Source organism: Actinokineospora spheciospongiae (assembly GCF_003182415.1).
GTDB lineage: Bacteria > Actinomycetota > Actinomycetes > Mycobacteriales > Pseudonocardiaceae > Actinokineospora > Actinokineospora spheciospongiae.
Window position 1 is genome coordinate 132,892 of sequence record NZ_QHCP01000007.1, and the last position, 24,737, is coordinate 157,628.

28 protein-coding genes and 1 riboswitch are annotated in these 24,737 nt (G+C 73.5%); of the genes, 16 read left to right on the forward strand and 12 right to left on the reverse strand.

Going from position 1 to position 24,737, the window contains the following annotated elements:
• The first annotated feature begins 39 nt into the window (after positions 1–39).
• Positions 40–390, forward strand: a complete 351-nt coding sequence (locus DFQ13_RS20050; RefSeq protein WP_146241296.1) for a hypothetical protein — start codon at positions 40–42, stop codon at positions 388–390.
• 222 nt (positions 391–612) lie between these two features.
• Here DFQ13_RS20050 and rpmF read toward each other — a convergent pair whose 3' ends face one another.
• Entirely contained in the window at positions 613–774 is a 162-nt protein-coding gene (gene rpmF, locus DFQ13_RS20055; protein WP_110080902.1) for a 50S ribosomal protein L32, read from the reverse strand.
• Positions 774–1,037, reverse strand: coding sequence for a type B 50S ribosomal protein L31 (locus tag DFQ13_RS20060; protein ID WP_035284385.1), 264 nt, complete (start codon positions 1,035–1,037; stop codon positions 774–776). Before DFQ13_RS20060 ends, rpmF begins: the two co-directional genes overlap by 1 nt.
• 249 nt (positions 1,038–1,286) lie before the next feature.
• Between DFQ13_RS20060 and rpmB the strand changes: the two genes are divergently transcribed.
• Genes rpmB through rpsR form a run of 4 tightly spaced genes read left to right on the forward strand, consistent with a single transcriptional unit; the run spans position 1,287 to position 2,241 of the window.
• Positions 1,287–1,523: a 50S ribosomal protein L28 gene (rpmB, locus tag DFQ13_RS20065; RefSeq protein ID WP_035284383.1), complete on the forward strand. Its 237-nt coding sequence runs from the start codon at positions 1,287–1,289 to the stop codon at positions 1,521–1,523.
• The gene (gene rpmG, locus DFQ13_RS20070) at positions 1,523–1,687 is read left to right on the forward strand and encodes a 50S ribosomal protein L33 (RefSeq protein ID WP_110080903.1); all 165 of its coding nucleotides are present in this window, start codon (positions 1,523–1,525) and stop codon (positions 1,685–1,687) included. Before rpmB ends, rpmG begins: the two co-directional genes overlap by 1 nt.
• Entirely contained in the window at positions 1,687–1,992 is a 306-nt protein-coding gene (gene rpsN / locus DFQ13_RS20075; protein ID WP_035284379.1) for a 30S ribosomal protein S14, read from the forward strand. The genes rpmG and rpsN overlap by 1 nt, the downstream gene beginning before the upstream one ends.
• A gap of 9 nt (positions 1,993–2,001) precedes the next feature.
• Positions 2,002–2,241, forward strand: coding sequence for a 30S ribosomal protein S18 (rpsR, locus tag DFQ13_RS20080; RefSeq protein WP_035284376.1), 240 nt, complete (start codon positions 2,002–2,004; stop codon positions 2,239–2,241).
• Between the two features lie 128 nt (positions 2,242–2,369).
• Here the strand turns inward: rpsR and DFQ13_RS20085 are convergent, their stop codons facing one another.
• Together DFQ13_RS20085 and DFQ13_RS20090 are read right to left on the reverse strand one after the other, a co-directional pair.
• Positions 2,370–2,669 (reverse strand): hypothetical protein, encoded by a 300-nt coding sequence (locus DFQ13_RS20085; protein ID WP_035284374.1) that lies wholly within the window; start codon positions 2,667–2,669, stop codon positions 2,370–2,372.
• 125 nt (positions 2,670–2,794) lie between these two features.
• Complete coding sequence (locus DFQ13_RS20090) at positions 2,795–4,735, reverse strand: heavy metal translocating P-type ATPase (RefSeq protein WP_325050944.1); 1,941 nt, start codon at positions 4,733–4,735, stop codon at positions 2,795–2,797.
• Positions 4,736–4,921: 186 nt separating this feature from the next.
• Here DFQ13_RS20090 and DFQ13_RS20095 point away from each other — a divergent pair, with 186 nt between their 5' ends.
• From DFQ13_RS20095 to DFQ13_RS20135, 9 genes are all read left to right on the forward strand, one after another.
• Positions 4,922–5,284: an ArsR/SmtB family transcription factor gene (locus DFQ13_RS20095; RefSeq protein WP_035284372.1), complete on the forward strand. Its 363-nt coding sequence runs from the start codon at positions 4,922–4,924 to the stop codon at positions 5,282–5,284.
• Between the two features lie 503 nt (positions 5,285–5,787).
• The gene (locus DFQ13_RS33985; protein WP_161784483.1) at positions 5,788–6,699 is read left to right on the forward strand and encodes a diaminopimelate epimerase; all 912 of its coding nucleotides are present in this window, start codon (positions 5,788–5,790) and stop codon (positions 6,697–6,699) included.
• The gene (locus DFQ13_RS20105) at positions 6,696–7,502 is read left to right on the forward strand and encodes an SAM-dependent methyltransferase (RefSeq protein WP_219994534.1); all 807 of its coding nucleotides are present in this window, start codon (positions 6,696–6,698) and stop codon (positions 7,500–7,502) included. Before DFQ13_RS33985 ends, DFQ13_RS20105 begins: the two co-directional genes overlap by 4 nt.
• Positions 7,499–8,797 (forward strand): opine metallophore biosynthesis dehydrogenase, encoded by a 1,299-nt coding sequence (locus DFQ13_RS20110; RefSeq protein ID WP_035284371.1) that lies wholly within the window; start codon positions 7,499–7,501, stop codon positions 8,795–8,797. Before DFQ13_RS20105 ends, DFQ13_RS20110 begins: the two co-directional genes overlap by 4 nt.
• Positions 8,794–10,053, forward strand: coding sequence for an MFS transporter (locus DFQ13_RS20115; protein WP_233438496.1), 1,260 nt, complete (start codon positions 8,794–8,796; stop codon positions 10,051–10,053). The genes DFQ13_RS20110 and DFQ13_RS20115 overlap by 4 nt, the downstream gene beginning before the upstream one ends.
• Positions 10,054–10,139: 86 nt before the next feature.
• Positions 10,140–11,246, forward strand: a complete 1,107-nt coding sequence (locus DFQ13_RS20120) for an ABC transporter substrate-binding protein (RefSeq protein ID WP_110080905.1) — start codon at positions 10,140–10,142, stop codon at positions 11,244–11,246.
• On the forward strand, positions 11,243–12,334 hold the full coding sequence (locus DFQ13_RS20125; RefSeq protein ID WP_110080906.1) for a FecCD family ABC transporter permease: 1,092 nt from the start codon (positions 11,243–11,245) through the stop codon (positions 12,332–12,334). The genes DFQ13_RS20120 and DFQ13_RS20125 overlap by 4 nt, the downstream gene beginning before the upstream one ends.
• On the forward strand, positions 12,331–13,179 hold the full coding sequence (locus DFQ13_RS20130; RefSeq protein WP_110080907.1) for an ABC transporter ATP-binding protein: 849 nt from the start codon (positions 12,331–12,333) through the stop codon (positions 13,177–13,179). The genes DFQ13_RS20125 and DFQ13_RS20130 overlap by 4 nt, the downstream gene beginning before the upstream one ends.
• Before the next feature lie 43 nt (positions 13,180–13,222).
• Positions 13,223–13,996: a class I SAM-dependent methyltransferase gene (locus DFQ13_RS20135; RefSeq protein ID WP_110080908.1), complete on the forward strand. Its 774-nt coding sequence runs from the start codon at positions 13,223–13,225 to the stop codon at positions 13,994–13,996.
• 47 nt (positions 13,997–14,043) lie between these two features.
• Here the strand turns inward: DFQ13_RS20135 and DFQ13_RS20140 are convergent, their stop codons facing one another.
• From DFQ13_RS20140 to DFQ13_RS20160, 5 genes are all read right to left on the reverse strand, one after another.
• Positions 14,044–15,078, reverse strand: a complete 1,035-nt coding sequence (locus DFQ13_RS20140) for an ABC transporter substrate-binding protein (protein WP_110080909.1) — start codon at positions 15,076–15,078, stop codon at positions 14,044–14,046.
• Positions 15,075–15,878 (reverse strand): ABC transporter ATP-binding protein, encoded by an 804-nt coding sequence (locus DFQ13_RS20145; protein ID WP_110080910.1) that lies wholly within the window; start codon positions 15,876–15,878, stop codon positions 15,075–15,077. The genes DFQ13_RS20140 and DFQ13_RS20145 overlap by 4 nt, the downstream gene beginning before the upstream one ends.
• Positions 15,875–16,903, reverse strand: a complete 1,029-nt coding sequence (locus DFQ13_RS20150) for a FecCD family ABC transporter permease (RefSeq protein WP_233427734.1) — start codon at positions 16,901–16,903, stop codon at positions 15,875–15,877. Before DFQ13_RS20150 ends, DFQ13_RS20145 begins: the two co-directional genes overlap by 4 nt.
• Positions 16,904–16,988: 85 nt before the next feature.
• Positions 16,989–17,166, reverse strand: a riboswitch (cobalamin riboswitch).
• Between the two features lie 116 nt (positions 17,167–17,282).
• Positions 17,283–17,966, reverse strand: a complete 684-nt coding sequence (locus DFQ13_RS20155; protein ID WP_146241297.1) for a (2Fe-2S) ferredoxin domain-containing protein — start codon at positions 17,964–17,966, stop codon at positions 17,283–17,285.
• Between the two features lie 287 nt (positions 17,967–18,253).
• Complete coding sequence (locus tag DFQ13_RS20160; protein WP_219994537.1) at positions 18,254–19,714, reverse strand: alpha/beta hydrolase; 1,461 nt, start codon at positions 19,712–19,714, stop codon at positions 18,254–18,256.
• A gap of 232 nt (positions 19,715–19,946) precedes the next feature.
• Between DFQ13_RS20160 and DFQ13_RS20165 the strand changes: the two genes are divergently transcribed.
• Complete coding sequence (locus tag DFQ13_RS20165; RefSeq protein ID WP_035284361.1) at positions 19,947–21,182, forward strand: MFS transporter; 1,236 nt, start codon at positions 19,947–19,949, stop codon at positions 21,180–21,182.
• Positions 21,183–21,247: 65 nt separating this feature from the next.
• On the opposite strand, the gene DFQ13_RS20170 is transcribed toward DFQ13_RS20165, so the two are convergent.
• From DFQ13_RS20170 to DFQ13_RS20180, 3 genes are read right to left on the reverse strand one after another with little or no spacing between them, the layout of a single operon-like run.
• On the reverse strand, positions 21,248–21,892 hold the full coding sequence (locus DFQ13_RS20170; RefSeq protein ID WP_110080913.1) for a 3-oxoacid CoA-transferase subunit B: 645 nt from the start codon (positions 21,890–21,892) through the stop codon (positions 21,248–21,250).
• Positions 21,889–22,545 (reverse strand): 3-oxoacid CoA-transferase subunit A, encoded by a 657-nt coding sequence (locus DFQ13_RS20175; RefSeq protein ID WP_110080914.1) that lies wholly within the window; start codon positions 22,543–22,545, stop codon positions 21,889–21,891. Before DFQ13_RS20175 ends, DFQ13_RS20170 begins: the two co-directional genes overlap by 4 nt.
• A gap of 1 nt (position 22,546) precedes the next feature.
• Positions 22,547–23,731, reverse strand: coding sequence for a thiolase family protein (locus tag DFQ13_RS20180; RefSeq protein WP_110080915.1), 1,185 nt, complete (start codon positions 23,729–23,731; stop codon positions 22,547–22,549).
• A gap of 70 nt (positions 23,732–23,801) precedes the next feature.
• On the opposite strand from DFQ13_RS20180, the gene DFQ13_RS20185 reads away from it, so the two are divergent.
• Complete coding sequence (locus DFQ13_RS20185) at positions 23,802–24,680, forward strand: LysR family transcriptional regulator (RefSeq protein ID WP_110080916.1); 879 nt, start codon at positions 23,802–23,804, stop codon at positions 24,678–24,680.
• Positions 24,681–24,737 lie beyond the last annotated feature (57 nt).

Genomic DNA, 24,737 nt, shown 5'->3' on the forward strand with positions numbered 1-24,737 from the left:
ACCTTGCCGCGACGATTCAGCGGGATGAGATGGGGGACCATGACCAGGACCATGACCAGGACGCGGTGGAAAGCGGTCTCGGCTTCCGCGGTGGCGGTGGCGGCATGCCTCAGCGCGATGGCCCCGGCCTCGGCGACCACCATGGTCATACCGTGCACGCCCGACCTGGCGAACAACCGCTGGTCCTGCACGAACCGCCCGAACACCGAAGTCATCGACGACCACGTGACCGTCGGTCACCTGCAGCGCTCCCGCAACTACTTCTTCTGCCGACAGGACGGCGATGGCCCGCTCGGCACCCACTGGATCTACACCCGAGCCGACAACGGCAACTACGGGTTCGCCCGGGGCAACGACGTCTTCGAAACCGACAGCCTGCCCGACTGCTGACCCGCACGACGCCGGACGACCGGCACACCGATGCCGACCGGGCAGGGGCAGACCGCATCGGCCATCTGGCATTCCGAGCAGTTGACCCGTTGCCCGTGCCGAGCGAGGTTGTCGAGGATGCGACGTGCCAATGGCAGCGGCCATCGACCGGGTCGCCCGGTGCGCGGGCGGATTCCCGCGGAGTTGTGGCCGCGAGTCCACGGGGACTCGCGGCCACAGCGGTCAGAGCAGGCCGCGCTGGTAGGCCTTGACGAGCCTGCGGGGGACCATGAGCTTGCGGCCGTCGAGCGCGGTGACCGGCACCAGGTCGGGCACGGCGGCCTTCCACTGGGCGCGGCGGGAGCGGGTGTTCGACCGGGAGGTCTTGCGCTTGGGGACGGCCATCAGCCCTTGCCCCCGCGCACCCGGGCGCCGTAGCGGCGGTTGAACTTCTCGACCCGGCCCGCGGTGTCCATGACCCGCTGGTTGCCGGTCCAGAACGGGTGCGAGTCCGAGGTCACGTCGACCGTGATCAGCGGGTAGGTGTTGCCGTCCTCCCACTCGACGGTCGTGGTGGAGGTCGCGGTCGAGCGGGTCAGGAACGACTTCCCGGTCGCCTGGTCGCGGAACACCACGGGGTGGTAGTCGGGGTGGATGCCCGGTTTCATGGTTCTTCCCTTCTGGTGGGCGGGGCCCCGGGGTCGACGCCCCCGGTGCCCCCGCACGGGTCGGCGTGCCGGGCGCCGAACGGATCGGGGTGGCGCGCCCACCGGCCCCGCCGGCCGGTTCGGCGTCGGTGAGCAGGTGGATCGGGCGACACGCACCCCTCCTAACGACAATGGTTTCCATATCGGTCGACGCACACGCTACTCTGGCCGACGTCCAGATGAAAATGACACCCATTTCTAGGAGGTCATGTGTCCGCGGTGTGCCAGGTGACCGGGCGCAAACCGGGTTTCGGCAAGCAGGTGTCGCACTCCAACCGGCGCACCTCGCGCCGCTGGAACCCCAACGTGCAGCGGCGCCGCTACTGGCTGCCCTCGCAGAACAGGTGGATCACGCTCACCGTGTCCGCCAAGGGGATCAAGACCATCGACAAGCTCGGCGTCGAGGCCGTCGTGGCCAGGATGCGCGCGAGCGGGGCGCGGATCTGATGGCGCGCAACGAGCTCCGGCCGATCGTCAAGCTCCGGTCCACCGCCGGGACCGGCTTCACCTACGTGACCCGCAAGAACCGCCGCAACGACCCGGATCGCCTGGTGTTGCGCAAGTTCGACCCCGTGGCGCGCCGCCACGTCGAGTTCCGGGAGGACCGCTGATGGCCAAGAAGTCCAAGATCGCCAAGAACGAGCAGCGCAAGGTGATCGTCGCCCGCTACGCCGAGCGCCGCGCCGAGCTCAAGGAGACGGCCCGCTCGCCGAAGTCGACCGACGAGGAGCGCGCGGCCGCGTGGGCCGCGCTGCAACGGCTCCCCCGCGACGCGAGCCCGGTCCGCATCCGCAACCGGGACTCGGCCGACGGCAGGCCCCGGGGCTACCTGCGGGCGTTCGGCCTGTCCCGGGTGCGGATGCGCCAGATGGCCCACCGCGGCGAACTGCCCGGTGTCAGCAAGTCGAGCTGGTAGGAGGTTCCCGTGCCCAAGCCAGAACGCCGCCCCGGCAAGAAGAAGCCCAACCCGCTCATCACGGCGGGCATCGACACCGTGGACTGGAAGGACGCGGTGCTGCTGCGCAAGTTCATCTCCGACCGCGGCAAGATCCGCGCCCGACGGGTGACCGGTCTCACGCCGCAGCAGCAGAAGCAGGTCGCCGTCGCCATCAAGAACGCCCGCGAGATGGCCCTGCTGCCCTACCCCGGCCCCGCCCGCTCCTGATCCCGCGCCGAACCCCGGCACGACGTGCCCGTCGAAGCCGGGGTTCGGCGCGGTCCGAGCGGGAGAGGTCGCTCCCCGGGGTGGACCGGTTCGAGTGGGGCCGTCCGCTGACGGCCCCACTCGGCAGCTCAGTGCTCGTCGTAGTGCTCACCGTGCGCGGCGTGGCGGTGCCCGTCGTGGATGTAGTCGACGTGGTCACCGTGCGGGACGGCGACGTGGCCACAGCCCTCGCCGTGCGCGTGGTCGCCGTGGTCGTCGTGCGCACCGTGCTCCGCGGGCTCGCACTCGTCGAAGTGGCCACCGTGCGAGCGGTGCAGGTGTCCGTCGTGGAAGTAGTCGACGTGGTCACCGTGCGGAATCGCCACGTGACCGCAACCCTCACCGTGCGCGTGGTCGTGGTCGGTGTGCTCCAGGTGTGCCGTGGTCATGCCACTCGCCTTCCGCTCGTCGTGGGTTGCCCACCGAGGTCGGTGGACCACTCGGAACGATACATTAGTAGATGCGCATAAGTGACTTAGATCCGGAGTGGACAACCCCGCACGATGCCGTGGCGTCACCCGCGCCCGTCTCCGCCCACGCCGAGGCGGGGAACGGCGTTCCGCCACGCGGCGGAGCGCAGCAGGCGGAGACCGTTGAGGCCGACGATGACGGTGGAGCCCTCGTGACCGGCGACCCCGAGGGGCAGCGGCAGCGAGCCGAGCAGGTCCCAGGACACGAGGACGACGATGAACGCGCCCGCGATGACCAGGTTCGCGGTCACGACGCGCCGAGCGCGCCGGGAGAGGGCGATGACCGCGGGGATGGCGGAGAGGTCGTCGCGGACGACGATGGCGTCGGCGGCCCGCAGGGTGAGGTCGGCACCCGCGCCGCCCATCGCGATACCCGTGTGCGCGGCGGCCAGCGCGGGCGCGTCGTTGATGCCGTCCCCGACCGCGGCCACCCGCTGCCCCCGGGCTTGCAGGTCGCGCACGGCACCGACCTTGTCCTCGGGGAGCAGGTCGGCGCGGACGTCGGTGATGCCGACCCGCTCGGCGAGGCGGGTGGCGGCAGCGCGGTTGTCCCCGGTGAGCAGCACCGGGGCGGCGCCGGTGAGCCGGGTGAGGGCGGCGACGCCCGCCTGCGCCTCGGCGCGGAGCTGGTCGGTGATGCCCAACACCCCGAGCGGGCGCCCGTCGCACAGGACGACGACCGCGGTGTCACCCCGTTCCTGGAGGTCGGCGACCACGGCGGCGGCTTCGGGCCCGCCGCGCGGGGAGTCCACCGCCGCCGGTGAGCAGACCCGCACGCGCCGGTCCTCGACCACACCCGAGACACCCCGCCCCGGCTGCGCGGAGAACCCGTCCGCGGCGGGCAGGGCGATCCCCCGGAGGTCGGCCGCGCGCACGACGGCCGAGGCCAGCGGGTGTTCGCTGAGCCGCTCCACCGCCGCGGCCAGCCGCAGCACCTCGTCCTCGGCGCACCCCGCACCGGGCAGCAGCCGGACCTCGCGCAGCTCGGGGGCGCCCCGGGTCAAGGTGCCGGTCTTGTCGAAGGCGACGCGCGTGGTGGTCCCGAGCTGTTCCATCACCACGGCGGACTTGACCAGCACACCGTGGCGCCCGGCGTTGGCGACGGCGGCCAGCAGCGGGGGCATCGTGGCCAGGACGACCGCGCACGGCGAGGCGACGATCATGAACGTCATCGCCCGCAGCAGGGAGTCGCGCAGTTCCTCCCCCCAGAGCAGCGGCACCGCGAACACGGCGAGGGTGGCGGCGACCATGCCCACCGAGTAGCGCTGCTCGACCTTCTCGATGAACAACTGCGTCTTCGCCTTCGCCCGGCTGGCCTCCTCGACCAGGGCGGCGATGCGGGCGACCACGGACTCCCCCGCCCGGCGCCGCACCCGGACCCGCAGCGACCCGGTCCCGTTCAGCGTCCCCGCGAAGACCTCGTCCCCGACGGCCTTGTCCACCGGCAACGGCTCGCCGGTGATCGTGGCCTGGTCGACCTCACTCGCCCCCGCCGCGACCGCGCCGTCGGCGGCGATCCGCTCACCGGGCCGGACCAGCACCACATCGCCCACCTCGAGGTCGACCACCCGGACGGTCTCGTGCCCACCACCGGCCCCGAGCCGGGTCGCGGTGTCGGGCGCCAAGTCGAGCAGACCGCGCACCGACTCCTCGGTACGGGCGGTGACCAGGGCTTCCAGCGCCCCGGAGGTGGCGAAGATGACGATCAGCAACCCGCCGTCGAACACCTGCCCGATCGCCGCCGCCCCGACCGCCGCGACCACCATCAACAGGTCCACGTCCAGCGACCTCTCCCCCAGCGCCCGTACCCCGGCGAGGGCGGGCTCCCACCCGCCGGTCGCGTAGCAGGCCAGGTACAGCGACCACCACAACCACCCCGGCCCACCGAGCGACTGCGCGAGCAGCGCGAGCAGGAACAACACCAGCGCGGCCCCCGCCCACCGGGTCTCCGGCAGCGTGAACAGCAGAGCCCTCCGCTTCCGCACCGGGACGGGAGCGGCCGAACGGTCCAGCGTGGCGGCGGACGAGACCACAGGGCACCTCCGAGAGCTCGAACGGGCCACCCCAACATAACAGCACAAGTGAAGACGTGTTCATGTGATCTCCTGTCGTGTTCTGACGGCCCCGCAGACCACCACCCAGCCGCGAACCATCCCCTAAACTCCCCGGTCATGGGACACGGCGTCGAAGGGCGGGACCGGCGAGCCGCACGGCTCGACGCCGACGCGGCCGTGCACGTCGCCAACACGCTGCAAGCCCTCGCCACCCCCAGCAGGCTGCTCATCCTCACCGAACTCCGCCAAGGCCCCCGCCCGGTCACCGAACTGGCCGAAGCGGTCGGCATGGAACAGTCCGCCGTGTCCCACCAGTTGCGACTGCTGCGCAACCTCGGCCTGGTCACCGGGTCCCGTTCCGGCCGCAGCATCATCTACAGCCTCTACGACAACCACGTCGCCCAACTCCTCGACGAGGCCGTCTACCACAGCGAGCACCTCCGCCTCGGCCTCACCGACCACACGGGCACCACCGACTGAGGAGAACGGACCGCACGGGCGGCTCCCGCGATGCTGTTCCGGTTCCACCACGAGGACCAGACGACGGAACCGGGCAACACGGCCCAGCAGCACGGGTGCGAGTGGTCGTGCGAGTGGCCAGCGCAGTCCTCAGTGGACCATGTCACGACTGCGGGGCACGCTCCCGGCGTCGGTCCGCACCGGCGCTCCGACCCGCGCGGCGGACAGGCTCCCCGCGACCTCGCACTGGGCCGTCCTCGACGAGCTCGCGGCGCCCGGACGTCACCGCGGGTGAATTAGGCGATCGCAGTTGGCTTTTATCTGTCTGCCAGTGCAATTCGTAGATCATCGCCAAATCCTCGGGACGATCCACACCTGGTCATGTGATAGGGGTCACAGAAGGCTGATCGACGGAACTTCGCGTCGCCGGGTGCGACTTCTCGCTGTGACGGAGGGCGTACGGTCCGCACGGCAGGCGACCTGCCGCGCGATCCCCCGGGCGGACGGCGAGGTCTGGAGGTTCGATGGCACAGGGCATCGCGCTGGGGCGCTCCGACCTCGTGACGCCCGTCCGGGCACCCCGGTCCGCCGCTGTCCACGAGGTGGACTTCGTGAAGCTGGACCCGACGCAGAACATGACCCTCCTCGTGCGGACCGACCACCCGCAGGAGGCGCACCTGGGCATCGCCCGGCAGATCATGGCCTACCAGCACGTGCACGCCGAGCAGGTGGGGTTCGTGGTGCGGCCCACCGCCCCCGGCGCGGATGTCGGGTTGCGCATGGCGGGCGGTGAGTTCTGCGGCAACGCGTGCATGGCCCTGGCCGCCCTCGTCGCGGCGGAGCGAGGGCTGGGTGGCGGCGGCGTGCTCGACCTGGCACTGGAGGTGCGCGGCACGGACGGGCTCGTCCGGTGCCGGGTCCTGCGGCACGCCGACGAGTACGTGTGCGAGACCGCGATGCCCGTCCCGCTGTCGCTGGAACCCGCTGTGGCACCCGGTGGGTGGGGCGGGAACTGCGCGTACGTGCGGTACTCCGACTCGCTGCACGTGGTGGTCGAGACGGCGCGGCTCGACGCCGCCGCGCGGCGGGAGGCGGAGTCGGCGGCGGTGCGGCTCGGCGCGGAGCGGGCCGTGTCGCTGGTGGGCGTCATGCTCTACGACCCCGACCACGGCAGCCTGACCCCGCTCGTCCACGTCCCGCTGCTGGGCACCACGGTGTGGGAGCGGGGGTGCGGCTCGGGGGCCGCCGCGCTCGGCGCCTACCTGGCGTGGAAGAACCGGGCTTCGGTGACCACCAGGGTGGTCCAACCCGGCGGGGCCGTGCGCGTCTCGGCGCACCACGCGCGGACCGGGGTCACCGGTGTCGAGGTCGAGGGGACCGTCCGGATCGTGGCCGAGGGCAAGGCGTACCTGCACTCGATCGAGGTGGTTCGGTGACCGGGGGCGCTTCGGGCCTGCTGCTGCTGATGGAGCGGCACCTGCGGCGGCTCCGGGCCTGCGGCGGGCAGTACGACGGGACGACCCGCCACAGCGCGGAACTGGAACGCGCCGTGGGCGACTACTCCGCCTTCGTGACCGACACCCGCCACCACGATGCGTGGGCCGAGCTCGAACGGGCGACCCCGCCCGGCTTCGGCGACCTGGTGGGCGAACTGCGCGTGGTGTCCGCGCGGTGCGCCTCGCTGATGGAGAAGTACCGCGCGCTGCGCCTGCTGGCGGGTGACCCGGCGACGGCGGGGTACTTCGCCAACGTCGAGTCCGGGATCGAGGCGGAGTTCGGCGCGTTCGGCCTGACCTCCTCGTCGTCGGTGCTGCTGGTCGGCTCCGGCGCGTTCCCCATGACGCCGCTGCTCATCGGCGGGCGCACCGGGGCCAGGGTGGTGGGCCTGGACATCGACGAGGAGGCCGTCGTGCTCGGGCGGCGGGTCGTGGCGGCGCTGGGGCCGGGGCTGGACATCAGGTTGGAGCGCGAACCCGCGCAGGAGTCGGCTTTCACCGCCGGAGCCTCGCACGTCATCTTCAGCTCCACGGTGTCGGTGAAGTACGAGATCCTGCGCGCCATCCACGCGCGCACGGGTGACGACGTGGTGGTGGCCATGCGGTACGGGGACCGGTTCAAGTCCTTGTTCAACTACCCCAGGGAAGAGGTCGACAGCGCGATGTGGACGCTGGCGGAGCAGGTCCTGCGCCCCGAGCACGTCTTCGACGTCGCCCTGTACGTCAAGGCGACCCACCGGTGAGCGACCTCGATCGGGTGCTGGTGGCGGGCACCGGGCCGACCTCGGTGCAACTGGCCGTCATGCTCAAGGGCGTGCTGGGAGCTGTCGTGGGGATCGCGGGCCGGGAATCCGGCCGCTCCGGCGCGTTCTTTTCCGCGCTGGCGGCCTCCGGGCGCGTGCTGCGGGTCGACGTCCAGAACGAGCAGCACCGCGCGGCGGCGGGGACCTGCGAGGTTGACGAGGTGTTCCGGGGCTACGGGTCGGTCGCGGGTCCGTGGTCGACGCTCGTGCTGTCGGTGACCGCGGACGCCTACACCCACGTGCTGGACCGGCTCGACCGGCGGGTGCTGGGCGGGGTCCGCTGCGTCGTCCTCGTCTCGCCGACCTTCGGCTCCAGCAGCCTGGTGCGCAACCGCCTGCGCGCGGTCGCCCCGGACGCGGAGGTGATCAGCCTGTCCAGCTACCTCGGCGGCACCCGGTGGCACGACGGCGCCCCCTCGCACCACGTCCTGACGGCCGCGGTGAAGAAGCGGCTCTACGTCGGCTCCAGCCGGGGCCGCTCGGCGAACCTGGACCTGCTGTGCGAGGCCCACCGGCGGTTGGGCGTCGACATGGTGGTCATGGGCTCGCCCGTCGAGGCGGAGACGAGGAACATCTCCCTCTACGTCCACCCCGCGCTGTTCATGAACGAGATCTCCCTGGACGCCGTCTTCGCCGCGTCGGGGCCGGTCAAGTACGTCTACAAGCTGGTCCCCGAGGGGCCGATCACGCCCGCCCTGGTGAACGACATCGTCAGCCAGTGGCGGGAGGTCGGCGAGGTCGTGGCGAAGCTGGGGCTGGAGGGCGTCAACCTGCTCCGGTTCATGGTCGAGGACAGCTACCCGGTCCGCGAGGAGAGCATCTCCCGCGACGACGTGGAGCGGTTCGAGGAGCTGCCCCCGATCCACCAGGACTACCTGGTGTACGTGCGCTACGCCTCGCTGCTGGTCGACCCGTTCTCCGAACCGGACGCCGACGGCAGGTACTTCGACTTCTCCGCCGTCCCCCTGCGCCCGGTGTTCCGCGACGGCGAGGGGCGCTGGGACGTGCCGAGGATGCCGAAGGAGGACTACTACCGGACGAAGGTCATCCAGGGGGTGGCCCGGCACCTCGGGGTGGGCTGCCCGACGATCGACAAGCTCCTCGCGCGGTACGAGCGGGCGCTGACCGGGGCGGCGCGGGCCCGCGCGGGTCAGCCGCTGTCGGAAGCCTTCGAGGTCAAGGACTTCCGCGAGGACCTGGACATGATCTGCGAGGAGATCGCGGTGGCGCGGTGAGCGCCCCCGCGACACCGGAGGACAGGAGCGGTGTCCACATGGGCCAGAGCGTCGACGGCACGGTCGCGCCCGCCGACGAGCGGCAGCCGGGCGACTGGCAGATCAGCAGGGCGGTGCTGCCGACCCTGCTGGCCTCGGTCGTCGGGCTGCTCCCCTTCACCGTCTACAGCACGTTCCTGGTGCCGATCGCCGAGGCGGTGGGCGAGGGCGACGCCGCGGTGGGGGCGCTGCGCGGGCTCGGCGGGGTCGGGGCGGTGCTGGTCGGGATCGCCGCCGCCCCGCTGATCGGGCGGGTCGCCCCCGGCCGGGTCGCCGCGTGGGGGCTGGTGCTGCTCGCCGCGGCATCGCTGGTGGGCACGGTGTCCTGGTTCCCGGCCCTGGTGGCGTTCTGCCTGCTGGTGGGCGTGTCCAACGCCGTGCTCTACCCGGCCCTGACGACGGCCGCGGCCGACCGGTTCGGCGACGCCCCGGCCGCCGCCCGCGCCGCCACGCTGGTGTCGGCGACCAGGACGCTCGCGGCGACCCTCGTCGCGCCGCTGATCGCGCTGCCCGCGCTCTGGTGGGGGTGGCGGGGCGACCTGGTCGCCATCGCCGCGGTGTCCGTCGTCCTGACCCCCGTGCTGCTGCGCCACGGGCGCGAGCGCCACCTCGACGACACGCCCCGGCTCGGCTACTTCGCCGCGTTCCGCGGGCTGGCCGGGGTGCCGGGCGCCACGGCGCTGATGCTCGTCTCCTTCGGCCAGGCGGCGGCGTTCCAGGGGTACCTGGCGTACCTGGCCGCGTTCTACTCGGACCGGTTCAGCCTGTCCCCCGGCGTGTTCACCTTCGTCTGGACGCTCAGCGGCGGCTCCTTCTTCCTGGGGAACCTGTTCGGCGGGCGGTGGGTGAACGCCGGGGACGCCGACCGCCGGGCCCGCCGGGCGCTGCACGTCTCGATGGCCCTCGCGCTGGTCTCGCTGTTCGGCGTGTACCTGGCGCCCGCGTTGCCGGTCGCGCTGCTGTGCACCGCTGTGCTGTCGGCGAGCCACGCGGTGGGCGTGGCCGCCGTGACCACGCTGCTGGTGCGGCGCAGCGGTGCCCTGCGCGGCACCTCGTTGGGGGTCAAGGCATCGGTGATGAGCCTGGGGCTGTTCCTCGGCGCGGCCGCGGGTGGGGCGGGTCTGGCGCTGTGGGGTTATCCGGGTGCCGCCGCCGTGTTCGGTCTGCTCACCCTCGTCTCGGTGGTCGCGGCCGCCGCCGTGCGACGCGAATCCTGAACGGGGGCGCGCAAAGTGGACCACCCGATCCATGAGGTAATGCAAATAGTTCCCATTTTCACTAATAATGCGGTACAACAAGGGACATGGTGGAGTCGTCGATGGTCGGCAATCGCAAGGCAGTGCCCGAGAAGCGCCACCGGTTCCGCTGCGCGGTGGCCACGCTGTTCGCCGCGTCCCTGCTGGCCGCGGGCTGCGCGGGCGGTGAGGCGGAGCAGGCGGCGGGCGGCGCCCAGGACCCGTCCGGCCACTACCCGGTGACCGTGGACAACTGCGGCCGCAAGGTCACCTTCGACAAGGCGCCGTCGCGCGTCTACCTGGGATTCCAGTCGGCGGCCGAGCTGTTCTTCGGCCTGGGGCTCGGGGACCGGGCGATCGCCCAGATCAAGCCGATGGACACCCCGCTTCCCGAGCAGGCGGCCGATTTCGAGCGGGTGGCGGACAAGTCGCCGGACGCCTACGTCCCGGTCGGCAAGGAGGAGATGTTCGGGCTGCGCCCCGACATGCTCTTCGCCTACGTCAACTCCGAGTACGGCGGACCCGACCAGCTCGCGCCCGGCCTGGCCACCGTCGACGAACTCGGGTCCATCGGCGCGCAGGTCTACGCCCTGGTCTGCCCCGACGACAACCCGGTGCAGACTTCCTTCACCTACCGCGCCATCGCCGACCTCGGGGTCATCTTCGACGTCGAGGACCGGGCCACCGCGCTGATCGAGGAGATGAAGGCGCGCGTCGCCGACGTGCAGAAGCGGGTCGCGGGCCGCGAGCCGGTCCCGGTCTTCTACTACTACGGCGGCGAGGGCCCGATCACCACGGGCAGCCGCGACGCCTTCGTCAACGAGGTGATCGGCCTCGCGGGCGGCAAGAACGTCTTCGGCGACGTCGGTGGCGGCCGCCGCGGCTTCCTCAGGGTCTCCCAGGAGCAGGTCGCGGCCACCGACCCGGCCGTGTTCCTCATCGGGGCCAGCGCCAACAGCGACAAGGACGCCCAAGCCAAGACCGATTACCTCCACCGCCTGTTCCCGGAGATGCGCGCCAGCAAGGACAAGCGCCACACCCTGACCTACGACACGGCCAACACCCCCGGCTGGCGGTGGGTCGACGTCGTCGAGGACCTGGCCAGGACCCTGCACCCGGACGCGTTCACCGACAAGCCCGCCACCCCGCCGACCACGACGCGGGGCTCGCGGTGACGGCGGCATCGGACACCGACCGGCGGTCCGCAGGCGGCCCGCCGCCGCGGCGCCGGGCCGGGCAGGCGGTGCTGCTGCTCGGCCTGGGTGCCGCGCTGCTGGTCGGGATCGCCCTCGCGACCTCGTTGGGGCCGGTCAGCGTTCCGCTGCGCGAAACCGTGCAGGTGGTGCTGCACAACATCTCCTCGGAGTGGTTCGCCAAGCCGTCCGACCCGGTGTTCGCCCAGATCGTGTGGCAGTTCCGGCTGCCCAGGGCGCTGCTCGGCGCGGTGGTGGGGGCGGGTCTGGCCGCGGTCGGCGTCGTCCTGCAGGCGGTCGTGCGCAACCCGCTGGCCGACCCGTACCTGCTCGGGGTCTCCTCCGGGGCCTCCTTCGGCGCCGTGCTGGTGCTGGTGGTGGGCTCCGGTGCGGCGGCCGGGCTGGGGATCTCGTCCGCGGCGTTCGCGGGGGCGCTGATCGCGACCCTGCTGGTGTACGCGCTGGCCCAGCGCGGCGGGCGGGTGACGCCGTTCCGGCTGATCCTCGCCGGGGTGTCGCTGGCCTACCTGTTCCAGGCCCTCTACGGCCTCCTGCTGCTGCGCGCGAACCCGCACGACGTCCAGGGGGTGCTCACCTGGCTGTTCGGCAGCCTCGGGTCCACCGCCTGGAGCGACGTCGGCGTCCCCGCCGCGGGCGTGCTCGTCGGGCTGCTGTACCTGTTCACCCAGGCGCGGCCGTTGAACTCGCTGCTCGGCGGGGAGGAGACGGCGGTGTCCCTCGGGCTCGACGTCGCCCGCTTCCGCATCCGGATGCTGGTGGTCACCTCGCTGATGGTGGGGGTGATGGTCGCGGTCAGCGGGGCGATCGCGTTCGTCGGGCTGATCATCCCGCACCTGTGTCGGATGCTGGTCGGCGCCGACCACCGGCGGCTGCTGCCGGTGGCCGCGCTCACCGGCGCGGTGTTCCTGGTCCTGATGGACCTGGCCGCGCGCACCGTGCTCGAGGCGACCGAGTTGCCGCTGTCCATCGTGACGGCGGTGTTCGGGGTGCCGTTCTTCATCTGGCTGCTGCGCAAGCGCGAAGTGGGACGGGAGGCGCGATTCGGGTGAGGCACGACGAGAACGGGAGCGCGGTGGCGCCGCGGGTCACCGCCGAGGGCGTGTCGGTCTCGCTCGGCGGAACGCCGATCGTGTCCGATGTGGACTTCACGGTCGGGCCCGCGGAGATGGTCGCCGTCGTCGGCCCGAACGGCAGCGGGAAGTCCACGCTGCTGCGGGCGGTCTACCGGGCGCTGCGACCGGAATCGGGTGTGGTGCGGGTCGACGGCGCGGACGTGTGGTCGCTGAGCGCGCGCCAGTCCGCGCAGCGGACCGCGGTCGTGGTGCAGGAGAGCGGCAGCGACTTCGTCCTCAAGGTCGCCGACGTCATCGCCATGGGCCGCAACCCGCACAAGGGGCCCGTGGACCGCGACACCGACGACGACCGGCGCGTCTGCGCGCAGGCCATGGCCAAGACCGGGGTCTCGGCGCTGGCCGGACGCGACTACGACACCCTCTCCGGCGGCGAGAAGCAACGGGTCCTGCTGGCCAGGGCCCTGGCCCAGCAGCCGCGCCTGCTGGTCCTCGACGAGCCGACCAACCACCTCGACATCCGGTTCCAGTTGGAACTGCTCGACCTGGTCCGCGGCCTCGGGGTGGCCTCGCTGACGGTCATGCACGACCTCGCGCTGGCGGTCGGGCACTGCGACCGGGTCTACGTCCTGCACCGCGGGCGCGTCGTCGCGGGCGGACCGCCCGCCGAGGTGCTGACCACCGACCTGGTCGCCGAGGTCTTCGGCGTCCGGTCGCACCGCTGGTCCGACCCGGACACCGGTCAGGTCCACCTCGCCTTCTCCCGGCTGGCGGGCGCGGTGTCCCCGGCGGAACCGGCCGCGGCGGGCAAGGGACAAGAATGAGGTCGGCCCGCGCGCCCCGGCGCACTCACCCGGAAGGAAGCCCGTGACCACGCTCGACCCGATCGACCCCAGGCCGGACCTGTACCGCCGGTGGGACGTCCAGCAGACCGCCTACATCGCCGACCGCGACCGCGTGTACGAGGTCCTGTTCGAGGTGCTGACCCACCTGCGGCCCGCCGAGGACCTGGTGGTGCTCGACCTGGCCTGCGGCCCCGGCGCGATCAGCGGCAGGCTGCTGGAGCGGCTGCCCTCGGCGCGGGCGGTGGCGGTCGACGTCGACCCGGTGCTCCTGGCCATCGGCGAGGGCGCCCTCGGCGACTTCGACGGCAGGCTGCGCTGGGTGCGGGCCGACCTGCGCGACCCGGGGTGGGCCGACGGCCTCGGCGAGGACGGTTCGTTCGACGCGGTGCTCTCCAGCACGGCGCTGCACTGGCTCGAACCCTCGGTCCTCGCCGCGACCTACCGCCGCGCCTTCCGGCTCCTGCGACCGGACGGTGTCCTGCTCAACGCCGACTACCTCCCGCACGACCAGGGGAGCAGGCTGCGCGCGGCCTGCGACGCCCTCGCGCTGCGACGGCGCACGAAGGCGTTCGAGGGCGGCGCCGAGTCCTGGGAGCAGTGGTGGGAGGCCGTGCGGGCCGAGCCCGGGCTGGCCGACGCCCTCGCCCTGCGCGAGACGCTGTGGCCGGAGGGCTCGCGCGACTGGACGGGTGCCTCGCACCGGTTCACCGAGGCCGCGCTGCTCGACGCCGGGTTCGCCGAGGCGGGCGTGGTCTGGCAGGACCTGCAGGAGCGGATCGTCGTCGGGCTGCGCTGACCTGACCCCGGCGGCGCGGCCCGCTCGGCCCGCCGCCGGGGCACCGGTCAGCCGGGGAGGGTCAGGCGCGGCTCGACCCCGCTGCGCGGCAGCAGGCCCCGGGACTCCAACCCGGCGCGCAGGTGCTCGGCGGCGTCGATGTTCAGCGGGCTGCTCGTCCACATCGCGAACGGCAGGTTGAGGAACCGGCCCTCGACGACGGCGGGCAGGTCCCTGGTGGCGGGGTTCGTCCGCAGGACGTCGACCTTGTCCTGGTAGGACTGCCGCTTGTAGTCGACGAAGGCGATGAAGTCCGGGTCCGCGGCGACGATGCGCTCCCACGACACCGAGGTCCAGGACTCCTGGAGGTCACCGAGGGCGTTGCGCGCCCCCGCGGCCTCGATGATCGCCTGCGGGGCGCCGAAGGCCCCGCTGGAGTAGACGTCGGTGGTGCCGCGGTCGAACAGGAAGACCGTCGGCCGGTCCGGCGCCGCGGGGGCGGCGGCGAGCGCGTCGCGGCGGGCCCCGATGTCGGCCACCGCGGCCTCCGCCTCCCGGTCGCGCCCGGTGATCCGCCCGAGGTTGCGCAGGTCGGTGTCGAGGGCGGCCCAGGGTTCGACGGTGCCGCGCGCGTCACCGGAACCCCGCTTGCAGCCCTCGGTCGACTGGTAGGCCGCGATCGACCGCGCCGCCAACCGGTCCGGTGTCACGTCGGCGCCGTCGCTGAACCAGGAGACCACCACGTCGGCGCGCTGGGCCACGACGTTCTCCAGCGACGGCTGCCCGTCCGTGGTGAGGTTCAGCCCGTCGACCACCTCCGTGCCGTAGGCGGCCCCGAGCACGGCGCGGTCGTCGCCCAGGCTGCTCACCGCGGCCACCTGGTCCGCGGCACCGAGGGCGAGGACCGTGGCGACGCGGTTGCCCTGGTTGACGAACAACCGCTGCGCCGGGCTCGGGAACGGGACCTGCTCGCCGCAGTTGTCCACCGTGACCCGGTTCGCCGCGGCGGGCTGTTCCCCGCCGCCGCACCCCGCGAGGGCGGGGACCGCGGTCAGGAGCACGGCGCAGAGCAGGGCGCGCGGGCGTGGTCGGTTCGTTCTCATGGGTCGGTCCTCGTCTCGACGGGGTGCGGCGGTGCGGAACCGGGGCCGAGCACGAGGTGCTCAGCCCCGGTCCCGGGGTCGGTGATCCGGGCGGCGGCCACGGCGAAGACCTCCTCGACCGTGGCGGCGGACAACGCGGTCGACGCCGCGTCCACGACGCGCAGCGCGCCGCGGTGCAGGACCGCGACGCGGTCGAAGTAGGCCGCGGCGAGCGGCAGGTCGTGCATGGCGGCCACCACGGTTCGGCCGAGGCCGCGCAGCGTCTCCAGCAGCCGGGTCTGGTGGCCGACGTCGAGGTGGTTGGTGGGCTCGTCGAGCACCACGAGCCCACCGCCCTGCGCGAGGGCCCGCGCGAGCATCGCCCGGCGGCGCTCGCCGCCGGAGAGCTGGTCGCAGCGCCGGTCGACCGCGTGCGCCAGGTCGACGGCGGCCAGCGCGCCCGCGACGACCGCGTGCTCGTCGCGGCCCAGCGCCCACGGCCGCCGGTGCGGGACCCGCCCCAACGCCACCATCTCCCCGACGAGCAGGTCCTCCTGCGGTGTCTCCTCCTGGCCCACGTAGGCGATCAGCCGGGCGCGCTCGCGGGCGGGCAACGTGCGCAGGTCCCGCCCGCCGACGGCGACCACGCCGTCGGCCGGGGCGCGCAGCCCGCTCAGCGCGCGGACCAGGGTCGACTTGCCGCTGCCGTTGACCCCGACGAGCGCGAGCATCTGCCCCGGCTCGACGTCGAGGTCCACCCCGGACACGACCGTCCGCCCCGCGACCTCGCAGCGCACCCCGCGGCACCGCAGCGACGTCACCGGCCGCCCCCGGAGAAGCTGTAGTGCCTGCGTCCCATCAGGACCAGGAAGACCGGCGCGCCGATGAGCCCGGTCACCACGCTCAGCGGCATCTCCTGCGGTCGCACCAGCACGCGGGCCACGACGTCGACCCACACCAGGAACAGCGCGCCGCCGACGGCGGCGACCGGCAGCACCGCGGCGTGCCGCGCGCCGACCGCGACCCTGGCCAGGTGCGGCACCACCAGGCCGACGAACCCGACGCCGCCCGACACCGCCACGAGCACCCCGACCAGGACGGAGGACAGCAGGAACAGCCCGATCCGCACCCCGCGCACCGGCACGCCCAGCGCGGCGGCCACGTCCGGGCCGGAGGCGAGGGCGTCGAGCCACGAGTGCACGCCCACCAGCGCCGCGGTGGCCACGGCGACGGCGACCAGCGCGGGGCCGGTGTTGTCCCAGGTGGCCCCGGACAGGCTGCCCAGCAGCCAGTGCAGGACAGCCTGCGTCGCCTCCGGTTCGTCCCCGACGAACACCAGGAAGCTCGACACCGACGAGAACGCCGCGGAGAGCACCACGCCGGTGAGGACGAGCCGCAACGGGGTCAACCCGCCCTGGGCCAGCGCCACCCCGAACACCAGCAGCGCGGCCACCACCGCCCCGGCCAGCGCCCCGGCCGACAGCCCCCAGACCCCCAGCCCGCCGAACGCCCCCGCGACGATGACCAGCGTCGCGCCCACCCCGGCGCCCGCGGAGACGCCGAGCAGGTACGGGTCGGCCAGCGGGTTGCGGACCAGGGTCTGCACGACCGCGCCCGCCACCGCCAGCCCCGCGCCCACGACCGCCGCCAGCACCACCCGCGGCGCCCGCAGGTCCCACACGATGGCGTCGTAGACCCGGTCGGGGCCCGGGGTGCCGGTGAGGCCCGCCTCGACGGCCCGCCACACCCCGGCGGGCCGCAGCGACTCCGAGCCGAGCGTCAGCGACACCGCCATGCTCAGGACCAGGCAGACCGACAACGCCAGCACCAGGGGCAGGGTCGGCACCCTGCGCGTCCCGCTACCGGACACGCCACACGACGACGCGCACGCCGAACCCGCTCTCGCCAGGGGCTCATCCGCGAAGCCCGATCGGTCGACGACCGAGCCAGCAGGTCTTCGGACTCGGGTTCAGCCCGCCGGAACGCCTTCCCGGGCACCGGGGCCCAGTGGCACGTGTTCCGCCGGTCACCCTCACCGCTGCGCGACAGTCCCGGATTCGCACCGGGTTCCCTGGCCTTGCGGGCACGACTGGCTCGGGCAGAACCTAACACGGTCCCGGCCGCCGGGGACAGAGCCGTGTGACGTGGCCGTGTGACGTGGCCGTGTGACGTGGCCGTGTGACGTGGCCGTGTGACGTGGCCGTGGCTGTTGCCCGCGGTCGGGTTCAGCCCTGCCCGTGCGGCGGCGGCAGCGCCTCCGCGAGCGCGCCCGGCCTGCTGACGGGCCTGCGGGCGCCGCTGCGCGGATCGGCGGCCCAGGCGGCAACGAGGTCGCGCGCGCCCTGCGCGGTGACCGGCCCCCACCACTGGTCGTCGGAGGCCACCGCGACCACGGGCCCGTGGTTGCAGGGGTAGAGGCAGCCGGTGTGGGTGAGCAGCACCCCGTCCACACCGACCCCGCGCTCGCGCAGGGCGCGGGCGAGCGCCTCGGCGGTCTCGGCGGCCCCCCGCGCGCTGCACCGCGGTCCGTGGCAGACCAGGACGTGGCGGCCGTGCCCCGGCGCGGTGTCCCAGGCGGGAGAGGACAGACCCGCCTCCTCCCCGGTCACCGCCCGGTCCGCGACCGTGATGGCCAGCACCCCGGGGAACCTCCGCACCCAGTCCCCCGCGACCCGCCGCAACCACGACCGCGCGGGCGAGACGGTCCCCGCCGTGGGGACGGCCACCAGGCGCACGAGCGAACCGGGCTCGGTCGCCGCGAGGTCGTCGAGCACGTCGTGCAGGGTCGGCGCGCCGAGCTGCAGGTAGGCCACCCTGGCCCCCACCTCCTCGGCCAGGATTCGCAGATCGGTCTCCCGGTTCGCGGCGTCAGCCCCCATCCCCACCAGGACGAGACGGTGTTCTCGCACGCGACTGCTCCTCTGGTGTCCCGCCGGATGGACTCCCCGCCACCATCTCGGGTCGAACGCCTGAACGCAATACACAATGTGCGGAACGGGGGAATTGCGATCATAATTCCCCGAACACCAGAAACCGATTCACCAGCTTTGTCAGGAACAGAGCACGAACCCCTGGACTCGGCGTCCACCACGCCCTGACAAATGCCGCCCCGAAACCTGTCACCCGCCGCAGGAACCGGCCCCTTGTCCGAAAAGCGCGCCGCCTTTCTCCAATTCCGCGGACCGGGATTCCGCTGTCACGTCCCGCAGAGGACGTCGTGCGCCGGGCGCGTGCCGTCGACGAGGAAGGCGGTCACGGTCCGGTCCCCACAGGCGTTGCCGTTGGCCAGGTAGGCGCCGTGGCCGCCGGAGTCGACGCTGACCATGCGGGCCCGGTCGCCGAACGCGCGCCGCATCCGCAAGGCGCCGCTGTGCGGTGTCGAGGGGTCGCGCAGGTTGTTCACGAGCAGCACGTTCGACGGGCCGCGCGGGGTGATCCGAGTCGTCCGCTCGGCAGGCGGGTGGGGCCAGAACGCGCAGGGGAAGATGTTCACCGGCATCCCTGCGGTGAGTGGGTGCGCCAGGCGGTCCCGGTCCACGTCCCGCTGGTGGGCGCGAACCGAATCAGGCCACTCCACGTCGTTGCACAGGGTGCCGATGGCGACGGCCGTCGTGTTCTGCTGAACGGGTTCCGGCGGCGCGGGCAGGCTCGGCAGCGGCCCGGACGCCATCGCCGCGCGCATCAGCCCGGCGAGCCGGGGGAAATCGGCGTCGGAGTACAGCGCGGGGAGCATCGTGCTCCGCAGGACGTTGCCGGTCAGCCACGGCGGGTTGGCGCCGGGCCAGGGCAGCGGCTGCCGGGCCAGGCCCGCCGCGAGCCGCAGGAACGTCTCCCGCACAGCGGTCGCGTCCGCGCCCAACCCGTATTCGGTGTGCCGAGCCGCAGCCCACGCGGCGAAGTCCGGGAAGCGGTCCTCGACACCGACGCCGTAGTTCGCCGCCCACCCGCGCGCCACGCGGCGGGGATTCGGGTCACCGCTGCTGTCCAGCACGACCCGGTCGGTGCGCTCGGGGAACATCGTGGCGTACACCGCGCCCGCATAGGTGCCGTACGAGACGCCCCAGTAGGAGATCCGCTCCTCGCCGAGTGCCCGGCGGATGCGGTCGATGTCCCGCGCCTCGTTCCGGGTGCTGATGTGGCGCAGCAGCTCCCCGCCGTCGCGCCCGCAGGTCTCGGCGATCCGCCGGGCCCGCTCGACGTTGCCCGCGATGTCCCCGTCCGGCGCGGGCCAGGGGTAGAGGTGGGCCGGGGCGATGTCATCACCCGCCAGCCTGCACGACACCGGCGTGCTCCGCCCGACCCCCCTCGGGTCGAACCCGACGAGGTCGTACCGGTCGAGCAACTCGACCGGCAACCGCGAGACGTACGCGCTGGGCCGGTTGATCCCCGAACCGCCCGGTCCGCCCGGGATGAGCAGCAGCACCCCGCGCCGCGACCCGGCCTTCGCGGTCCGAATCCGCGAGACAGCCAGCTCGACCTGATCCCCGTCCGGCGCGCCGTAGTCCATCGGGACCCGGACAGTCGCGCACTCCTGCCGGGGGTCGACCACCGGAGCCCCGGGGCACGCTCCCCACACCACCCCGCCCGCTTCTGCGGCGGCCACCGGAACGGCCGAGAAGGAGAGGATCGCCACCCCGGCAAGGAGAATTCGTCGCATCGCCACAGCATCGCGCCGCGACGCCCGCTTCGACATCCGGCTACCCGCAGTGTCGGAGGTGAGGCCCGCCCCACCGGTGCCGCAGAACCGCGCGATTGCCGGCGGCGGGCAAGCCGACCCACCAGACTCGGGTCATCGATCCCCGGACCGTCCCGGCCTGTCGACACCCACCCGGGTGGCGACTGGGTCACCCGGTGGTCTGCCCTGCCCCTCGACGAAGGAACGCACCACCATGACCGACACCACCGACGCCCGCTCCCACGTCCAACGCCGCACCTTGCGGGTCCTGGTGGCCTCCCAGGTCCTCAGCGGGGCGGGACTGGCGGCGGGCGTCACCGTCGGCGCCCTGCTCGCCCAGGACATGCTCGGCTCCACCACCCTCGCCGGTCTGCCCAGCGCCCTGTTCACCGCGGGCTCCGCCCTCACCGCCGTCGCCGTCGGTCGGATCTCCCACGCCCGCGGCCGCCGCCCCGGTCTCGCGGCGGGTTACCTCGCGGGCGCCCTGGGCAGCGCCGGGGTGATCACCGCCGCGGCACTGGACAACGCCGTCCTGCTCTTCGCCGCCCTGTTCGTCTACGGCGCGGGCACCGCCACCAACCTGCAGGCCCGCTACGCCGGGGCCGACCTCGCCGCCCCCACCCACCGCGCCCGCGCCGTGTCCACCGTCCTGGTCGCCACCACCATCGGCGGTGTCGCCGGCCCCAACCTCGCCGCCCCCGCGGGCACCCTCGCCCACTGGGCGGGCCTGCCCCACCTGGCGGGGCTGTTCGTGCTCTCCGGCACCGCCTATGCCCTCGCCGCGCTCGTCCTGACCCTCTGGTTGCGCCCCGATCCCCTGCTGCTCGCCCGCACCCTGCACGAGCGGGAACCGGCCCCCGCGACCGCGACCGACCCCACGCTGCCGACCCCGGAGCCGCGGCACGCACCGGGTCCCCTGCTGGGCGGCCTGGTCATGGTCCTCACCCAACTGGTCATGGTGGCGATCATGACCATGACCCCGGTCCACATGCACGACCACGGCCACGGCACCGCCGCCTCCGGCCTGGTCATCGGCATCCACATCGGCGCCATGTACCTGCCCTCACCCCTGACCGGCCTGCTCGTCGACCGCCACGGCCGCCTCCCCCTCGCCGCCGCGTCCGGCGTCACCCTGCTCGCCGCCGGGATCATCGCCGCCACCGCACCGGGCGACTCCATCGCCCTGCTGGCGCTGGCGCTGGCGCTGCTCGGCCTGGGCTGGAACTTCGGCCTCGTCTCCGGCACCGCCATCGTCACCGACGCGGTCCCCCTGGCCACCCGCGCCAAGACCCAGGGCGCCATCGACGTCTCCATCGCCATTGCCGGGGCCACCGGCGGCCTGGCCTCCGGCGTCGTCGTCGGCGCCGCGGGCTACCCCGTCCTCGCCCTCGCGGGCGGCGTCCTGTCCCTGGCCCTGCTCCCCGCCATCGCCGTCACCCGCCGCCGCTGACGTCCGGCCCGGGAGGGGATCGGCCCATTCGTCCGAAGTGGACCGATCACCCGACGGGGGTCGCATCAGTGCCGCGCCGGACCTCCGGCCAGCGGCAGGCTGAGTCGTTCGCTGAGTTCGGCGACGGTCGGGCCGTGGGTTTCGCGGACCACGGCGCCGCGGGGGCCGAGGTCGAAGGTGGCGAGGTCGGTGTAGAGGCGGGTGACGCAGGCGAGGCCGGTCAGCGGGTAGGTGCAGGCGGGGACGAGTTTGGGGGTGCCGTCCTCGGCGAACAGGGTCATCATCACGAAGACCCGGCGGGCACCGGCGGCGAGGTCCATGGCGCCGCCGACGGCGGGGATGGCGCCGGGGGCGCCGGTGTGCCAGTTGGCCAGGTCGCCCGACACCGAGACCTGGAAGGCGCCGAGGACGCAGACGTCGAGGTGCCCGCCGCGCACCATGGCGAAGGAGTCGGCCTGGTGGAAGTAGGAGGCGCCGGGGAGTTCGGTGACGGGGGCCTTGCCCGCGTTGGTCAGGTCGGGGTCGATGTCCTCGCCGGTGGCGGCGGGACCCATGTTGAGCATGCCGTTCTCGGTGTGCAGGACGACGCCGGAGTCGGGCGGCAGGTGGTCGGCGACGAGGGTGGGTTGACCGATGCCGAGGTTGACGTGGGACCCGCGCGGGATGTCGCGGGCGACGCGGGCGGCGATCCGGTGCCTGTCGAGGCTCACGCGGCCACCACCCTGTCGACGAAGATGCCCGGGGTCACGACGGATTCGGGGTCGAGGGTGCCGGTGTCGACGACCTCGGCGACCTGCACGATCGTGGTGGCCGCGGCGGTGGCCATGACCGGGCCGAAGTTGCGGGCGGTCTTGCGGTAGACGAGGTTGCCCATCCGGTCCGCCCGGTGCGCGCCGATCAGCGCCACGTCGCCGCGGATGGGGTACTCGAGGACGTGCGTGCGGCCGTCGATCTCGCGGGTCTCCTTGCCCTCGGCGAGCAGCGTGCCCGCGCCGGTGGGGCAGTAGAACGCGCCGATGCCCGCCCCCGCCGCCCGCATCCGCTCGGCCAGGTTGCCCTGCGGCACCAGTTCCAGCTCGATCTTCCCGGCCCGGTGCAGCCCGTCGAACACCCACGAGTCGGCCTGGCGGGGGAACGAGCAGACGACCTTGCGGACCCGTCCGGCGGCCAGCAGCGCGGCCAGGCCGGTGTCGCCGTTGCCCGCGTTGTTCGAGACCACGGTCAGGTCGGTCGCGCCCTGCTCGATCAGCGCGTCGACCAGGGCGACGGGCATGCCCGCCAGGCCGAAGCCGCCGACGAGGACCGTGCTGCCGTCCTCGACCCCCCGCACCGCCTCCGCCGCGGTGTCGCAGATGACCGCCACGTCACGCCCTGCCGGTGGAGGTGTTCTCGAGCACGACCGCCAAGCCCTGCCCGACGCCGATGCAGATGGCCGCGACGCCCCACCGTTCGCCGGACTCGCGCAGCCGGTGGGCCAGCGTGCCGATGACCCTGGCCCCGGACGCGCCGAGCGGGTGGCCGATGGCGATGGCCCCGCCCTTGGCGTTGACCAGCTCCGCGTCGGCAAGCCCGGCCCCGAGCCACGCGTCGACGCACACGAGCGACTGCACGGCGAAGGCCTCGTTCAGCTCGACCGCGCCGACCCGGTCCCAGGTGACGCCCGCCCTGGCCAGGGCCCGGTTGGCGGCCTCGACGGGCGCGTAGCCGAACCGCTGGGGCGCCAGCGCGAACGCCCCGCGCCCGGCGATGCGCGCCAGCGGGTCGGGGCCGAGGCCCGCGCCGCCGATCAGCAGGGCCGCGGCGCCGTCGTTGAGCGGGGAGGCGTTGCCCGCGGTGATCGTCCCGCCCGCGCGGAACGACGGCTTCAACGCGGCCAGCTTCTCCGCCGACGAGCCGGGGCGGATGCCCTCGTCGCGGGTCAGGTCGCCGACCGGGACCACCAGGTCGTCGTGGAAACCCGCCTCCCAGGCGGCGTGGGCGGCGTTGTGGGAGCGGGCGGCGAACCCGTCCTGCCGCTCCCGGCTGACGCCGAACTCCTCGGCGAGCCGCTCGTTGCACTCGCCCAGGCTCGCCGTCCACTCCTCGGGCATCCGCTCGTTGACCAGCCGCCAGCCCAGCGCGGTCGACACGGCGGTCACGTTGCCCGCCGGGAACGCCCTCGACGGTTTGGGGAGCACCCACGGCGCGCGGGTCATCGACTCCACCCCGCCCGCGACGACCACCTCGGCGTCCCCGGTCTCGACCATCCGCGCCGCGGCCATCGCCGCGTCCATCGACGACCCGCACAGCCGGTTCACCGTCGTGGCCGGGACCGACACGGGCAGCCCGGCCAGCAGCACCGCCATCCGCCCGACGTTGCGGTTGTCCTCCCCCGCCTGGTTCGCGCACCCCCACACCACGTCGGCGATCCGCTCCGGGTCCACCCCGGGTGCCTTGGCCAGGACGGCTCTCAGCGCGGTGGCGGCCAGGTCGTCGGGCCGGTGCTCGGCCAGGGCGCCGCCGAACCGCCCGAAGGGGGTGCGCGCCGCCGCGTAGAGGTAGGAGTCCACGCGGTCGACGTTAGGCCCGCCGACCGATCGTGTCCAAGACTGGGTGGCGATGGATTGATAAGCTGAGGCGGTGGAATTGCGGGTGCTGCGGTACTTCCTCGCCCTCGCCGAAGAGCAGCACTTCGGCCGCGCGGCGCAGCGGGTCCGGGTCGCGCAACCCGCCCTGTCCCAGCAGGTCAAGCAGTTGGAGGCGGAACTGGGCGCCCGGCTGTTCGACCGGTCGACGCGCCGGGTCGAGGCCACCGAGGCGGGCAGGCGGTTCACCGAGCACGCCCGCCGCATCCTCGACGCGGTCGACCGCGCGGGCGAGGACATGGCGGCGCTGGCGAAGGGCCTCGTGGGCCGGGTCAGCGTGGGGTTCGTGGGCACGGCGACCTACGACGTGCTGCCGCGGCTGTCGCACCTGGTGCGCACCCGACTGCCCGGGGTCGACCTGCGCGTGCGCGGCGAACTGCTCACCCCGGACCTCCTCGACGGCGTGGCCTGCGGCGAGTTCGACCTGGCCCTGGTCCGCCCGTCCGCGCGCGAGCACCCCCTCACCGTGACGCCGCTGCGCTCCGAGCGGCTCGTCGCGGTGCTGCCCGCGACCCACCCGCTGGCCGCAGGCCCCGACGTCGACCTGGCCGACCTCGCCGACGAGGCGTTCATCGCACACCCCTCGGGCGACCGGTCGTCCATGCACCGCCGCGTCCTCGACGCGTGCGCCAGGGCGGGCTTCCAACCCCGCGTGCACGAGGTCGGCGAGACCGCCACCCTGGTCGTGCTCGTCGCCGCCGGGCTCGGGGTCGCCCTGGTCCCCGAGCCCGTGCGCAGCCTGGGGTTGCGCGGCGTTTCCTACCTGCCGCTGCGCACCGAGGTCACCGTCGACCTGCTGCTGGCGGCGGCACCGGACCGCGCCTCGACCGCGGCCGACCGGGTCGCCGACCTCATCCGCGAGGCCGTGCGGTGAGCGGCAGGCCGGTGCGGCCCCCGGCGAGGCGGGTCGAACCCGCCCGCGAGGCGACCA